Origin of the sequence: Paraburkholderia sp. SEWSISQ10-3 4, assembly GCF_030464785.1 — a bacterium.
Lineage (GTDB): Bacteria > Pseudomonadota > Gammaproteobacteria > Burkholderiales > Burkholderiaceae > Paraburkholderia > Paraburkholderia aspalathi.
Genome location: NZ_JALPRI010000008.1, coordinates 142,477 through 156,643 on the forward strand (window position 1 = coordinate 142,477; position 14,167 = coordinate 156,643).

Here is a 14,167-nt window from a genome sequence, read left to right on the forward strand (position 1 = left end):
GGCAGTAACGGATCAGCCGGCCACCGCCGGGCGACCGTGTGTATTGCGCCGCACGCCTTTGCTGTGCGGCGCTTTTTTTGGCCTTAACTGCCCAACGCGGCAAATGCCGGCACGCTGTGCGACAAGACCGCCGCCGCGACAAACACGCCGATCATCGCCAGCGCTTCGAGATACAGCACGTTGACGAAGGTATGCGCGTCCATCGTCGAGGCCGTGCGGCGCAGGCGCGGCAGCGCCGAGAAGCGATTGAGCCCGCCAAGCACCAGTGCGAGTGCGACTAACGCAAGCTTCAGCGTCAGCACATGGCCCCACGTACTCATCTCGATGGCTTCGAACGAGCCGCCCGAGCCACGCACGGCGTTGAAGATCCCGGTGAGCAGCACCAGCCCGACCGCCACCACAGATACGCTCGACACCTGGGTCGCCGTGCGGATCAGCATGCCGCGTGCGGTCGACGTGCCGAGCGCGGGCAATACCGCGAGCCCCGCCGCCATCGCCAGTCCGCCCCAGACGCTCGTCACCAGCACATGCAGCGTCTGCATGCCGATCGCCGCCGAAGCCGGACCGGCATCGGCCGCATGTCCGAGCGACGCCTTGCCTGCCGCGATCGCGATCACCGCGAGCCACAGCAGCGCATTGCGCAGCATGCCCGTATGACTGGCCATGGCTGTGCCCAGCAGCACCAGCGCGCCGGCGAACGCCACGCTCCAGCCGTAACCGACATGGGTTTGCGTCAAGACAGTCGGCACCACGCCAATCGCCGCCGGCAACGCGACGCCGCTCATCGACGCCGCCTGATACAGCAGCCAGCCCAGGTCCGCGAGCACCAGCACGACGGATGCCGTCAGCATCGACCGTTGCGCGCGCAACCAGGCGGGCCGTGCGGGGTTGATCTTGCTCTGCGCGTCCTTGGCGAGCCAGGCGCTGAGCAGCGCCGAACCGACGGCAAACGCAAACGCGACATTCATGAGCGCGGCCATCGCGACCTGCCCGATCCACAGTCCGTCCATGCTCATTTGACGATGAACGCGAAGTTGCCTTGCGTACGGTGGCCGTCCGTGGCTACCGCGATCCAATGCACCGCGTAGCGGCCGGCCGTCAGTTGCGGCAGCGCCAGGTGCATCACCTTTGCGTCACTTTGGTCGACTTGCGACGCAGCCGGTGCGGCGGGCTTGCCGCTCGCGTCGCTCAGTTCGATCCGGCTGAACGCCGGTTCGAGCGGCTCGGTGAAATGGATCGTCACTTCAGTGGCAGCGGCCACTTCGGCGTTTGCCGCAGGCTCGCTCGACACCAGATGCGCATGCGCGAAAGCCGTGGACGTCATGACCAGCGCCGCGGCGCCGAACGTCAACGCATGGAGCGCCGGACGGGAAAAATTGAATAGCTTCATGTAAGGCAGATAGCTCGTGGAAAGTAAAACGGTAGACGGTGAGCCGAAGGTCGTCCGCGTCGGACGGACGCCGGCGCGCCCGGAAGTGTACGCTTCGATGGCTGGCGCGCGCGTCGGTTCAACCTGCTTTGTTATGCAAGCCGGCATGAACGCAACATGCGTCCGCGATCCCGGGGATAGAATCGGGACGCCCGCTCCGCTTGCCAGCCAACGACGCGCGTCAAACTGTCGCATCGCTGTGACACCCGGAACCTTCTCTAATGTGGCAAATAGTCACCATCACCCTTCGATGATAGAATGCTGCGTCGCCGCAGCGCCGGCTGCCCTTCACACCGAGCCGCTCGAAGTTCGGTCAGGTCCCCGATTTTGATGGAGTTACGCGTGTCTTCAAGACGCATTTTCCGCCCGTTGCTTGCCCTTCTGCTGATCGGCTCCGCGGGTGTCTATAGCGCTGCGAAAGCGCAGACTCAACCGAAGGCCCCCGATACGATGGAAGCGCGCGTGCAAGGCTGCACGGCTTGCCACGGTTCGCACGGCCAAGGTACCGACAACGACTACTTCCCGCGTCTGGCGGGCAAGCCGGCCGACTATCTGTACAACCAGTTGCAGAACTTCCGCGAAGGGCGCCGCAAGTACCCGCCCATGAACTACCTCGTCACGTATCTTTCTGACGACTACCTTCATCAAATCGCCACGTACTTCTCGCAGCAACGCCCGCCGTACCCCACACCGGCCAAGCCGACCGTGTCGGCTAGCATCGTTGCGCGCGGCCAGCAGATCGTCCTGAACGGCGACGCATCCAAACAGATTCCGGCGTGCGCGGCTTGCCACGGCAAGGCGCTGACCGGCATGGAACCCGCTATCCCGGGTCTGGTCGGCCTGCATGCTGACTACATCAGCGCGCAATTGGGCGCATGGCGTTCGGGCTCGCGCCACGCCATCGCACCGGATTGCATGCACACCATCGCCACCCGCCTGACTGACGAAGACGTGAACGCCGTTGCTGCCTGGCTTTCCACGCAAAAGGCTCCACAAAACCCCGTGCCGGCTCCGGCCCGCTCGTTGAAGACTCCGCTTGCCTGCGGCAGCGAACCGCAATAAGGCACCGGGAGAGACACTCAAATGAAACGCAAGTCTTTGTTCGCCCTCTCGGCAGTCGTCGTCGTTGCGGCTGCCGCACTCGTTCCCGTCCTGTGGTCGGGCGGCGACAACCTGCATAACGGCACGGCCATGGCGGCAACGCCCGCCGACCAGGCCGCGCTGATCAAGAAAGGCGAGTACCTCGCCCGCGCCGGCGACTGTATCGCCTGCCACACGGTGCGCGGCGGCAAGCAGTTCGCCGGCGGCCTGCCCATGCTGACGCCGTTCGGCACGATGTTCACGCCGAACATCACGCCTGACGACCAGTACGGTATCGGCAAGTGGACGCAAGACGACTTCTACCGCGCCATGCACACGGGCCGTTCGAAAGACGGCAGCCTGCTGTACCCGGGCTTCCCGTTCACGAGCTACACGAAGGTCACGCGCGCCGACTCGGACGCGATCTACGCGTACCTGCGCTCGGTTACGCCGGTCAATGTGGCGAGCCGTCCGCACGAACTGAAATTCCCGTTCAACCAGCGCAACATGCTGATCGGCTGGCGCACGCTGTTCTTCCGCGAAGGCGAGTACAAGGCTGATCCGACCAAGTCGGTCGAATGGAACCGCGGCGCGTACCTGATCGAAGGCCTCGGCCACTGCGGCATGTGCCACACGTCGATCAACGCCATGGGTGGCCCGGTCAGCTCGGCTGCGTTTGCCGGCGGCTTGATCCCGCTGCAGAACTGGTACGCACCGTCATTGACGTCGAACAAGGAAGCCGGCCTGGGCGACTGGGAAACCAAAGACATCGCCGATCTGCTGAAGACCGGTGTGTCGAACCGCGGCGCGGTGTTCGGTCCGATGGCTGAAGTGGTTCACAACAGCCTGCAGTACATGTCGGACGAAGACATCAACGCGATGGCCACGTACCTGAAGACGATTCCGCAGAAGAGCGAAGCACCGGAACCGCTGCAGCTCGAAACCTCGGAAAAGTTCGGTGGCGAACTGTTGAAGCAAGGTCAGAAGATCTACGCTGACAACTGCGCGAAGTGTCACGCGGAAAACGGTCTTGGTATGCCGCCGTCGTTCCCGCCGCTGGCGAACAACCAGTCGATCCAGATGCCGTCGGCGGTCAACCCGATCCGTATGGTGCTGAACGGCGGTTACCCGCCTAGCACGGACGCCAACCCGCATCCGTACGGCATGCCGCCGTTCGCACAGGCACTGTCGAACACGGAAGTGGCAGCCGTCGTGACGTACATTCGTATGTCCTGGGGCAACCACGGTACGGCTGTGTCGCCGCAGCAAGTGTCCGATCTGCGCTCGGCGCCGCTCGACTAAGCAGCGTCAGATGCACCCGGGGCGCGGCCTGCGAATCACGCGGCCGCGCCCTTCGTTTTTGCAGGACCGGTATCATGTGGGTATAAACCCTTATGAAACCGCGCAGGAGGAAAGAGCCGTGCATGTCGGTGAGCGTTTCAACAGCATTACCCATCTCGTCGGCGCCGTGCTGTCGGTGGCGGGGCTGGCTACGCTCGTGACAATGGGCGCGCTCGACGGCGACGCGTACAAGGTGGTGAGTTTCAGCGTCTACGGTGCGATGCTGTTCGTGCTGTATGCTATCTCCACGCTCTACCACAGCGTGCGCAACCCGCGTGTCAAAGCGGTTCTGCAAAAATGCGACCATTCGGCGATCTATCTGTTGATCGCCGGCAGCTACACCCCGTTCACGCTGGTCACTTTGCGTGGGCCGTGGGGCTGGTCGCTATTCGGCGTAAGCTGGGGGCTTGCCGCTCTCGGCATCGTGCAGGAACTGACGCTCGGGCGACGCACCCGCAGCGTTTCGATGGTGCTGTATGTCTTGATGGGATGGCTCGCGCTCGTTGCCGTCCGCCCGCTGGTTCAAGCCTTACCGGCAGCGGGTACCGCCTGGCTCGTGGCCGGCGGGGTCATCTACAGCGCCGGCATCTACTTCTTCATTAACGACGAGCGCATCCGGCACGGACATGGTATCTGGCACCTGTTCGTACTGGCGGGCAGTCTGTGTCAATTCGTCAGTGTTGCGCGCTACGTCGCGTGACATCCCACGGCGGCGAAATGCAACTTAAGGCCAGTCAACGTGTCTTCATAGCGCGTTGAAGCATTCGGCACGCATGTGAGCGTGCCGCCGATTTCTCTGCGACCGGAACTGGGCTTTGGCCTCGAACGCGCCATAGAGGCGTGTTCATGCCGTGCCTGTACCCGCTGGTACCCGCCTGGGTCCATTGGGTGCCGTCTGGTGCCGTTCGCGAAACTGCATTGCAAAGAGCATTTATGTCTTTTGATTCCCTCGGCTTGTCCGAACCGCTGGTCCGCGCTGTACACGAACTCGGCTACACCACCCCGACTCCGATCCAGACACAAGCAATCCCCGCCGTGCTCAACGGCGGCGACCTGCTGGCTGGCGCGCAGACCGGCACCGGCAAGACCGCCGGCTTCACGCTGCCGATCCTGCAGCGTCTGAACACCATGCCCGCTGTCACCACGGCGTCGGGCAAGCGCGTTGTTCGCGCACTGATCCTCACGCCGACGCGTGAGCTGGCCGCACAAGTCGAAGAAAGCGTGCGCGCCTACGGCAAGTATCTGAAGCTGAAGTCGACCGTGATGTTCGGCGGCGTCGGCATCAATCCGCAAATCGGCGCGCTGCGCAGCGGCGTGGACATCGTCGTCGCGACGCCGGGCCGTTTGCTCGACCACATGCAGCAGAAGACCATCGACCTGTCGCATCTCGAGATTCTCGTGCTCGACGAAGCGGACCGCATGCTGGACATGGGCTTCATCCATGACATCAAGCGCGTGCTCGCGAAGTTGCCGCCGAAGCGTCAGAACCTGCTGTTCTCGGCTACGTTCTCGGACGAGATCAAGACGCTCGCCGACAATCTGCTCGACTCGCCGGCGCTGATCGAAGTCGCCCGTCGCAACACGACGGCTGAACTCGTCGCACAAAAGATTCACCCGGTCGACCGCGATAAGAAGCGTGAGCTGCTCACGCACCTCATCAAGCAACATAACTGGTTCCAGGTGCTGGTGTTCACGCGCACCAAGCACGGCGCGAACCGCCTTGCCGAACAGCTGACGAAAGACGGCATCAGCGCACTGGCGATTCACGGCAACAAGAGCCAGTCGGCCCGCACGCGCGCGCTCGCCGAGTTCAAGGACGCCACGCTGCAAGTACTGGTCGCAACCGACATCGCCGCACGCGGTATCGATATCGATCAGCTGCCGCACGTGGTTAACTACGATTTGCCGAACGTGCCGGAAGACTACGTGCACCGCATCGGCCGCACGGGTCGTGCAGGCGCATCGGGCGAAGCGATTTCGCTGGTGTGCGTCGACGAACTGCAACTGCTGAAGGACATCGAGAAGCTGATCAAGCGTCAGGTGCCGCAGGAAGTGATCGCCGGTTTCGAGCCGGATCCGACTGCGAAGCCGGAGCCGATTCTGCGCCGTGGCCAGGGTGGTGGTGGCGGCGGTGGCAATCGTCAGCCGCGCCAGAGCCAGGGTGCGCCGAAGCGCGAGGGTGGCCAGCGTGACGGCGGCCGCCGCGATGGCGCGTCGTCGGCCAAGCCCGCACAACGTTCGGGTCAGCGTCCGGCGAATGGTCAGCAACAGCCGAAGCCGCAAGGTGCAAAGCCGGCCGGCAACGGCGGCCAGCCGCGCCGCGACGGTCAGCGCCATGACGGTCAGCCGCGTGCCGCGGCGCACGAAGGCAGCGCCGCACAACATGCACCGCGCAAACCGCAGGCTGCAAAGCCGCAAGGCGGCAATCCGGGTGCGTTGCTGGGTGGCGCAAAGCCGCGCAACGACGCGCCGCGTGGCGGCCAGCCGACGCGCAGCGGTCAGCGCGGCCGTTGAGTTTCAAGCACTGCCGCTCGCTCGCCGTAGTCGCAGACTATCGGCTAGCCGCAGCGGCAGCCTGCTTCAGGTGCTCGATCTGCCGTTCCCATCGATCGAGCACCGCCTTCCCTTCCCCCTCCAGTTCAAACGTAATGCCGCTCGTCAGGCGCGCATAACGCACGCTCTGCGCCTCCGCTGTGTCGATCGAGCCGATGAGGTACACAAGGCCGCTGTCGTCGCCTGCCACGCTCGCTAACGGCGTCAAACGCAACTGCACCTGATAGAACGCCTCGTCGCAGACGAACGTAAGCGCGGCCCGGCCGTTTTGCGCGATCACGCGTGCCGCCCGAGCCTGCGGCCACAATGCGATGCACAGCGAGCGCGAATCCGGCGCGTACAACTCGCCGACGCCAAGCAGCGACGTGCGCACATGGCCGTTTGCATCGACGGTGAGCAGCGACGCGGTGAACCCCGTCTTGCTCGCCAGCGACGACCCGTCGAACAGCGTGCGAACGGCGTCGGGCCATTCGTCGAACACGTTCTGTTCGAGCGGACGGTCGGGTGAAGGAGAGTCGCTCATGGTATCGATCCAGTCAGTGGCGGATTGCCGAGGTTGCGAAGGCTGCCGAGGATCAATCATGCCTCGAAAAGCAAATGGCCCGCACAAGCGGGCCATTCATCTCCATCCATGCACCGTGCACTCAGCAGAAAAACATCAGCGGAAGAACACGTGCTGCGTGATCTTGGCGAGCGGATAATGCACGCCCGGCTGAATCTTGGCCGGCAGATCGAGCGGCTTAAGCAGCATCTTCACGCACATGTCCGCCGACAGATTGCGCCGAACCAGCGCATTGATGCGCGCGGCCCGTTCGCGGTTATAGGCCGAATCGTGCACGCGTTCCGGATAACGAATCGCGAAGACATGGCGCAAGGCGATCTCCGAGTCTTCGTTCTTGATCTCCATCACACGTCGCATCAACGCGCCGAGAACCGCAAGACGGCCATTGCCTTCGATCTTGTTGTACTTCTTGAAGAACTTGAAAAAGTGCTTGTAGTGACGGACTTCGTCAGTGCGAATGTTGTCGGTGATCTGCTTGAGCACGGGCTCGTCCGAACATTCGCCAATCGCGCGATACAGCGTTGCGGTACCCGTTTCCACCACACAGCGCGCAACCATCTCGAGCGCGCGGGTCTTTTCGAAGTCTTCGACCGAGCAGGTCAGCGAATACTCCTCCATGAAATTGCGGAAGGCGGTGTCCCAATCGAACTCAGGCCAGACGTAGGCGATATACGTCTTGAGCGCCCGGCCGTGCTGCATCTCTTCCGGCTCCCATTCCTGGTTGAGCCAGGCCGAGACCTCGGGGTCGCCGTCGAAGAACGTGCTCAGATTGCTGGTGTAAAGATCGGTACCGCTTTCGATGAACGAAGCGGCGCACAGCAGAAGCAGCAGGTCCTCATTAGCGACGGCCTTCTGACGATCTATGCGGGTAAGGTCGATATCCTCGATCCGCCAGGGCATCACATGGTTCAGCTCAGTGTGCATTGTGTCTTTGCTCCGAAAACTGTATCGACTCGTGGAGCGCGCTCGAAACCGCCCACTATCGCAAGGGCGGTCCGCCGGGTCAGATACAGCACCTTGATTAGAGTTAACCCCTTGTATCCTGCATCTTAGCCGGTGTTTCACAATTCTGCAGATCACCCAGCACAGACCGTGCCGAACCGCCGCAGTTCAAATTTCACCGTAGGCGAATGCTTCAGTTGATTACAGGCGGCACACGCAAGGCACAAAAAAAGCCAGCTCGACGAGCTGGCTTTGATTTGCAAGGAGATTCCATGTCAACCACGGCAAGGCTCGCTGCGAAGCACAACGGCTGCCGGCCACGCCGTCATGCGGGCTGAACGCCTTCGAGACGCCGGACGCGCCGCATACGCCACGCGACCACCACAAGCGACAAGCCTGACAGCACGGCCGCAACCAGGACGTAGTAACTTGGCGCCAGCTTGTCACCGGTCAAGTGAATGAAGGTCTCGACAATCGTCGGCGCAAAGCCACCGAAAATCGTTACGCCGATGCTGTAACCGATTGAAAGACCCGTCGAGCGCACCTGCGTGGGAAAGATCTCAGACATCAGCGCGGGCATCGGTCCGGAGTAAGCCGCCTTGAAAATTCCAGCGGTGCCTTGCAACAGCAGCAGCCAGCCAATCGTCGGATGCGACTGCAGCAAAGCGAACATCGGATAGATCAGCAAACCCATCAGTATCGACGTCGTCAGCATGATGCGAATCCGGCCGATGCGGTCAGACAATGCGCCCATCACGGGCGACAGCAGGAACTGCAAGCCGCCATTGAGCACCACCACGCCGAACGACGCCGCAGCCGGCATGTGCAACTGCTTGACCGCGTACATCGGCATGTAGAGCTGCAACACGTACACGCCGACCGTGGATTGCGCGACGATGCCCACGGCCAGCAGCAGATTCACCCACTGGTTGCGGAACGACGCGTCCTTCGCGTCAGACGCCACCTGATGCTTGCTCGCGGACTCACGCGCTTTACGCAAGGCGAGAAACTCCGGCGTCTCGTCGAGATGCGAGCGGATGTAATAGCCCACCGGCCCGACCAGCAGACCAAAGATGAACGGAAGGCGCCAGCCCCAGCTATTGAGTTGCTCGGGTGGCATCCACGCGGTCAGGAGCGAACCGAAGGCCGCCGCGGTGATCGCGGCCAGACCCTGGCTCGCGAACTGCCAACTCGCGTAGTAGCCACGCCGTGACGCGCTGTGTTCGACCATGAAGGCCGTCGCACTGCCGAACTCGCCGCCCACCGCGAAACCTTGCACGAGCCGCGCGAGCAGGATCAACACGGGCGCCGCCAGACCGATCGATGCATACGGCGGCATCACCGCCATCGTGAAGGTGCCGACCATCATCAACGCGATGGCGAGCGTGAGCGCCGCCTTGCGGCCCTTGCGGTCGCCGTAGACGCCCAGCACGATGGCGCCCAGCGGCCGCATCAGGAACGAGATGCCGAAGGTGGCAATGGCGAGCAGCGTCGAGAGCCACTCGTCCTGCATCGGGAAGAACTCTTTCGCGATGATGGTCGCGAAGTAGCCATAGACCAGAAAATCGAACCACTCGAGCGCGTTGCCGACCGACGACGAAAACACGATACGCCGCACCATCGCTTTGGAAAGCGGTGCGGACGTGGAGCGCGGGGATGCAGTCGCGGATTGCGACGCGGGGATGTTCATTTAGAACCCCGCTGCCAGGCCATCGCGACGGCTGTCGCTTGCCGCTACATAGCCGCGGTCCGGATCGTTGCGATCGAGCTTCCAGATGTACTGGCCGGAGCCGAAGTCCATGTACGGATCGTCGACCGATTTGATCGTGTGACCCAGCTTCTGCAATGCCTCGGCAGTCTTCGGATCGAGCGTCGATTCGATGTCGATGGTGAAGTCGCGGTTAACCTTCCAGCGCGGGGCGTCGCAGGCGGCCTGCGGTTGCTGACCGTAGTCGAGCATCCGCACGATCGATTGCAGGTGGCCTTGCGGCTGCATATCGCCGCCCATCACACCAAAGCTCATCACCGCTTCCTGCTTGCCGTCCACCTGCTGCGTCAGGAACGACGGGATGATGGTATGGAACGGCCGCTTGCCGCCTTCCACCACGTTCGGCGACTTCGGGTCCATCGAGAAGCCACAGCCGCGGTTCTGCATCGCAATGCCGCTATTGGGCACCACGATGCCCGAGCCGAAGCCCATATAGTTCGACTGGATGAAGCTGACCATCATGCCGCGTTCGTCCGCCACCGACATGTAGATCGTGCCGCCGGCCTTCGGCATGCCGAAGTCGAATTGAGTGGCGCGCTTGTGGTCGATCAGCTTCGCGCGCGACGTAAGGTACGCGTCGTCGAGCATCTGCTCGGGCGTGACTTCCATCGAGCGCGGATCGGCGACGTAGCGGTAGACGTCGGCGAATGCCAGCTTCATCGCTTCGATCTGCAAATGCTGCGACTCGACGTTATCGACGGCGAGCTCTTTCACGTCGAATTTTTCGAGGATGCCCAGCGCGATCAGCGCCGCGATGCCCTGGCCGTTCGGCGGAATTTCGTGCACGGTGTAGCCGCGATAATCTTTGCCGATCGGCTCGACCCAATCCGCTTTGTAGTTGCGCAGATCGTCGAGGGTCAACGCGCCGCCGCCTTCACGCGCAAACGCCGCGATCTGTTCGGCGATCTCGCCTTCGTAGTACGCACGCGGACCTTGTTCGGCGAGCTTGCGCAACGTCTTCGCGTGGCCAGGAAAGCGCACCAGTTCGCTGACTTCCGGCGCGCGGCCGCGCGGCATGAAGGTTTGCGCGAAGCCCGGCAGGTCCTTCAATTCGGGGACGGCTGCCGCCCATTTGTAGGCGACGATGCTTGCCACCGCATGGCCGCGCTCGGCGATCTCGATCGCCGGTTCCATCAGATCGGCGAACGGCAGCGAGCCGAATTTCTGATGCAGCGCCTCCCAGCCGGCGATCACGCCCGGCACCGTCACAGCGTCCCAACCGCGCTTGGGTTGTTTGGCAAGACCGTTTTCCTCGCCGTACTTGCGCCTGAAGTAATCGACGTTCCAAGCCGCCGGCGAGACGCCCGACGCGTTCAGGCCATGCAGCTTCTTGCCGTCCCACACTAGCGCGAAAGCGTCGCCGCCAAGGCCGCACGAGACCGGCTCGACCACAGTGATGGCGGCGGCCGCCGCGATCGCCGCGTCGACGGCATTGCCGCCTTTCCACAGCATCCGCAGACCGGCTTGCGCCGCGAGCGGATGCGAAGTCGAAACGATGTTGCGCGCGAATACAGGCAGACGCGGCGTCGGATAGGGGTTTTGCCAGTTGAAGCCAGTCATGTCGAACACTCTCGAAAGCGCGGTCCGGCGTGTTCTATAACGCCGGAACCCATGGGAAACGGGTAAGACTCAGGTAAAACTCGGGTAGCACGCGGGGTAAAACGCGGAGCCTTGGATTGCAGCGCGATCCGGCACAAAAAACAAATTCATTTATCAAATGAATAAATGCGTAAATGACCTGAATAGATCGCCGCACGGTCGTCCTGAATCCGAACCATGACGCATGAGTTGGCAGACAAGACGTGCGATGGTCTTACAATACCCCCACCCTCGTTCACGCATTACCCGTCTTCCGGCTCGGCTTCTTGCGTCGGCGGCGGGCAGCGCCGATAAAAACCCACGACCCGAGACACATGACCCGAGACCCCCGCCTGACTCTCAACGCCCGGCAACAGGAACTGCTGGAGTGGGTGCAACGCGACGGCTTCGTGACCGTGGACGACCTCGCGGCCCACTTCGACGTGACACCGCAGACGATCCGCCGCGACGTCAACTGGCTCGCTGACATGAACCTGCTGCGCCGCTATCACGGCGGCGCCAGTCTACCGACCAGTTCCGAGAACGTCTCGTACACGGCGCGTCAGCGGATGTTTCACGAAGAGAAGCGGCGCATTGCGGCGCTAGTGGCCACTCACATTCCCGATCAGGCGTCCCTCTTCATCAACCTCGGCACGACGACCGAAGAAGTCGCACGAGCGCTCAACCGGCATCGCGGCCTGCGCGTGATCACCAACAATCTGAATGTCGCCAGCATGATGAGCGGCTATCCGGATTGCGAAGTGCTGGTGACGGGCGGCATCGTGCGGCCGTGGGACAAGGGCATCGTCGGCGAACTGGCGATCGACTTCATCCGGCAGTTCAAGGTGGACTTCGCGATCATCGGGACGTCCAGCATTGAAACGGATGGCACGCTGCGCGATTTCGACACCCGCGAAGTGCGCGTGGCCGAGGCGATCATCCAGCATGCACGCACCGTGTTTCTCGCCGCCGACAACTCCAAATTCGGCCGTCCGGCACTCGTTCGCCAAGGTCACCTCGATCAGATCGACGCGCTTTTCACCGACGCCGCGCCACCCGCCGAGATGAACGAAACCCTCGCCGCCGCCAACTGCCAGGTGTATATCGCCGAGTGATCCCAGGCGACTTCCGCCATGTTGCAGTGCACGCGAAACTTCGAGTGAAATCAAGGATCTGGCCGCTGCTCCAAACCGCCGCTGCGAGTCCCAATTGTCAAAGGAAAAATTTACTGGGGCCCATTTGGTGTTTGACGGGCGGTTGACTACACTCCAGTTCCCCGGCGTCCGTTCCGCGTTACGCGGAGTGCCGGCAGCGTGAACCTGTCGTGATAGCCGCACCTCCCGCCTGATCCTTTAGCGGACTCCACTGGCATCGTGCCAGTCGCCTCCAAGGCCGTCCGCGTTTGCTTGACATGGAGAGAACGATGCTGAGTCCGCATGAATTCGCCACGTTGTTGCTCGTCAAGGACGCTCCCAATCAAGTCGACATGGAGCGAGAAGAACTCGACGCCTTGCTGGAACGCCAGCTTGTGCAACTCGAACGGCTCGCGTCGGGCAACGAACAATGGCGCGTAACCGAAACCGGCGACAGTGCGCTCCGGGCCATCAAGCGTTTTTCCTAGTACCCTTGATTACCAAGCAAAGCGGCCGCGTCAACGGCCGCTTTGTTGTGCCCAATTCATTTACACAGTAAATTGACGCGACGGACCTTCTTCCTTCGCGCATGCCAAAAACGCTCTCTTCCGACGACATCCAGCAATTCCGCGAAACCATGCGGCGCGTGGCCGAAAACGCGTTCGCCACGCGCGGCGCGCAAGGCGTGACGATGCGCGAACTGGCGAAGGAGCTGGGTTGCAGCGCGATGACGCCCTATCGCTACTTCCGCGACAAAGACGAAATCCTTGCGATGGTCCGCGCGGCGGCGTTCAACCGATTCGCGGCGCGGCTCGAAGCCGTGGCAAAGGAAGCACCCGCGACCGACCGCTCCGCCGTCAGCGACGCCTACGTGGCGTTCGCACTCGACGAGCCGCATGCTTACCGCCTGATGTTCGATCTGACGCAGCAGGATGGCGCCTATCCCGAACTTCAGGCCGCATCGCACCGCGCCTGGCGCATGCTCGGGGTGCACTTCGAGCAGCTCGTGGCCGCGGGTCTTCTGGAAGGGGATCCGGAATTGATCGGTTACGCGTACTGGGCGAGCCTGCACGGCTTCACCATGCTGGCGCTCGCCAATCAGTTGCCTTTGCCACAGGCGCAGCAAGCAGCAGGGAGCAACGCGCCGACGCGTGAGGCCGTGTTCGCGCAGATTCGCCGGATGTTGTGGCGGGGGGCGCAGCCGCAGCGCGGCTAGCCCCGGGTTGGTCTATCAAATCACGCAGCGCGAATAAGCTGGCGAAACGTTCTGGGTAGGAACAAGCAGGCGCGAAACTCAGCCCGCGCGCAAGGTCGGATCGGCCGCCGCGCGCCAGCTCAACGCTTTGGCTCGCTGGTCGGTGAAGAAAGCCACCCACTGATTGCGCACTTGCGGATCAGCACTCGCACCGAGGCTCGTGTAATGCTGTGCCAGCGACGCCTGAAACGCGCAGTAATCGTCCTTCGACAACTTGCCGCGCCGGTTCGCCACGTACGCATCGAACAGCGCCGCGTAGACGCCTTGCGCGTCGTTGCCGTAGTCGACCGTCTGGGCGCTGCACATCTGCTGCAACGATGCGAACGAAGGTGCGCCCGTCGTCCCGTTCAGGCTCGGCGAGCTGATGCATCCCGTCAGGAGCGCAGTGGCCCCGATTATCCAAAGTCCACGCATGAATTCACCTCGAAATGGCTGCTGCCGAGAGTATCGTCCGTGGCCGCGCGTTACGCCACCACCTTAGCCAGGCACTAGAGGGGCGCTTAAGAAAACCGAACTTTACTTTTTC

14 protein-coding genes are annotated in these 14,167 nt (G+C 62.6%); 7 read left to right on the plus strand and 7 right to left on the minus strand.

The features are described 5' to 3' along the window. Positions 1-83 precede the first annotated feature (83 nt). Both M0D68_RS18120 and copC read right to left on the minus strand, forming a co-directional pair. Entirely contained in the window at positions 84-1,016 is a 933-nt protein-coding gene (locus tag M0D68_RS18120; protein WP_200618197.1) for a CopD family protein, read from the minus strand. After that, the gene (gene copC / locus M0D68_RS18125; protein ID WP_175050779.1) at positions 1,013-1,390 is read right to left on the minus strand and encodes a copper homeostasis periplasmic binding protein CopC; all 378 of its coding nucleotides are present in this window, start codon (positions 1,388-1,390) and stop codon (positions 1,013-1,015) included. The genes M0D68_RS18120 and copC overlap by 4 nt, the downstream gene beginning before the upstream one ends. 369 nt (positions 1,391-1,759) lie before the next feature. Between copC and M0D68_RS18130 the strand changes: the two genes are divergently transcribed. From M0D68_RS18130 to M0D68_RS18145, 4 genes are all read left to right on the plus strand, one after another. Further along, on the plus strand, positions 1,760-2,491 hold the full coding sequence (locus M0D68_RS18130) for a cytochrome c (protein ID WP_093635543.1): 732 nt from the start codon (positions 1,760-1,762) through the stop codon (positions 2,489-2,491). Positions 2,492-2,512: 21 nt separating this feature from the next. Then, complete coding sequence (locus M0D68_RS18135; RefSeq protein ID WP_054034455.1) at positions 2,513-3,811, plus strand: cytochrome c; 1,299 nt, start codon at positions 2,513-2,515, stop codon at positions 3,809-3,811. A gap of 118 nt (positions 3,812-3,929) precedes the next feature. Next, positions 3,930-4,550, plus strand: coding sequence for a hemolysin III family protein (locus M0D68_RS18140; RefSeq protein ID WP_093635539.1), 621 nt, complete (start codon positions 3,930-3,932; stop codon positions 4,548-4,550). A gap of 233 nt (positions 4,551-4,783) precedes the next feature. Next, positions 4,784-6,364, plus strand: a complete 1,581-nt coding sequence (locus M0D68_RS18145; RefSeq protein ID WP_200618196.1) for a DEAD/DEAH box helicase — start codon at positions 4,784-4,786, stop codon at positions 6,362-6,364. Positions 6,365-6,401: 37 nt separating this feature from the next. Here the strand turns inward: M0D68_RS18145 and M0D68_RS18150 are convergent, their stop codons facing one another. The 4 genes from M0D68_RS18150 to ggt all read right to left on the minus strand — a co-directional run bounded on the left by M0D68_RS18150 (position 6,402) and on the right by ggt (position 11,235). After that, positions 6,402-6,926, minus strand: coding sequence for a pyridoxamine 5'-phosphate oxidase family protein (locus tag M0D68_RS18150; RefSeq protein ID WP_200618195.1), 525 nt, complete (start codon positions 6,924-6,926; stop codon positions 6,402-6,404). A gap of 135 nt (positions 6,927-7,061) precedes the next feature. After that, positions 7,062-7,889 (minus strand): ferritin-like domain-containing protein, encoded by an 828-nt coding sequence (locus M0D68_RS18155; RefSeq protein WP_093635532.1) that lies wholly within the window; start codon positions 7,887-7,889, stop codon positions 7,062-7,064. Between the two features lie 343 nt (positions 7,890-8,232). Beyond that, positions 8,233-9,597: an MFS transporter gene (locus tag M0D68_RS18160; RefSeq protein ID WP_200618194.1), complete on the minus strand. Its 1,365-nt coding sequence runs from the start codon at positions 9,595-9,597 to the stop codon at positions 8,233-8,235. Next, positions 9,598-11,235: a gamma-glutamyltransferase gene (gene ggt, locus M0D68_RS18165; protein WP_200618193.1), complete on the minus strand. Its 1,638-nt coding sequence runs from the start codon at positions 11,233-11,235 to the stop codon at positions 9,598-9,600. A 353-nt stretch (positions 11,236-11,588) separates the two neighbouring features. Here ggt and M0D68_RS18170 point away from each other — a divergent pair, with 353 nt between their 5' ends. The 3 genes from M0D68_RS18170 (at position 11,589) to M0D68_RS18180 (ending at position 13,602) form a co-directional block, all read left to right on the plus strand. Further along, positions 11,589-12,368 carry a DeoR/GlpR family DNA-binding transcription regulator gene (locus M0D68_RS18170; protein ID WP_093635526.1) on the plus strand — a complete coding sequence of 260 codons (780 nt, stop codon included), beginning with the start codon at positions 11,589-11,591 and terminating at the stop codon, positions 12,366-12,368. Positions 12,369-12,676: 308 nt separating this feature from the next. After that, positions 12,677-12,874, plus strand: coding sequence for a hypothetical protein (locus M0D68_RS18175; protein WP_054034465.1), 198 nt, complete (start codon positions 12,677-12,679; stop codon positions 12,872-12,874). A gap of 101 nt (positions 12,875-12,975) precedes the next feature. Then, entirely contained in the window at positions 12,976-13,602 is a 627-nt protein-coding gene (locus tag M0D68_RS18180; protein WP_093635522.1) for a TetR/AcrR family transcriptional regulator, read from the plus strand. Between the two features lie 78 nt (positions 13,603-13,680). Here the strand turns inward: M0D68_RS18180 and M0D68_RS18185 are convergent, their stop codons facing one another. After that, positions 13,681-14,055, minus strand: a complete 375-nt coding sequence (locus M0D68_RS18185) for a hypothetical protein (RefSeq protein ID WP_200618192.1) — start codon at positions 14,053-14,055, stop codon at positions 13,681-13,683. Positions 14,056-14,167: the final 112 nt, after the last annotated feature.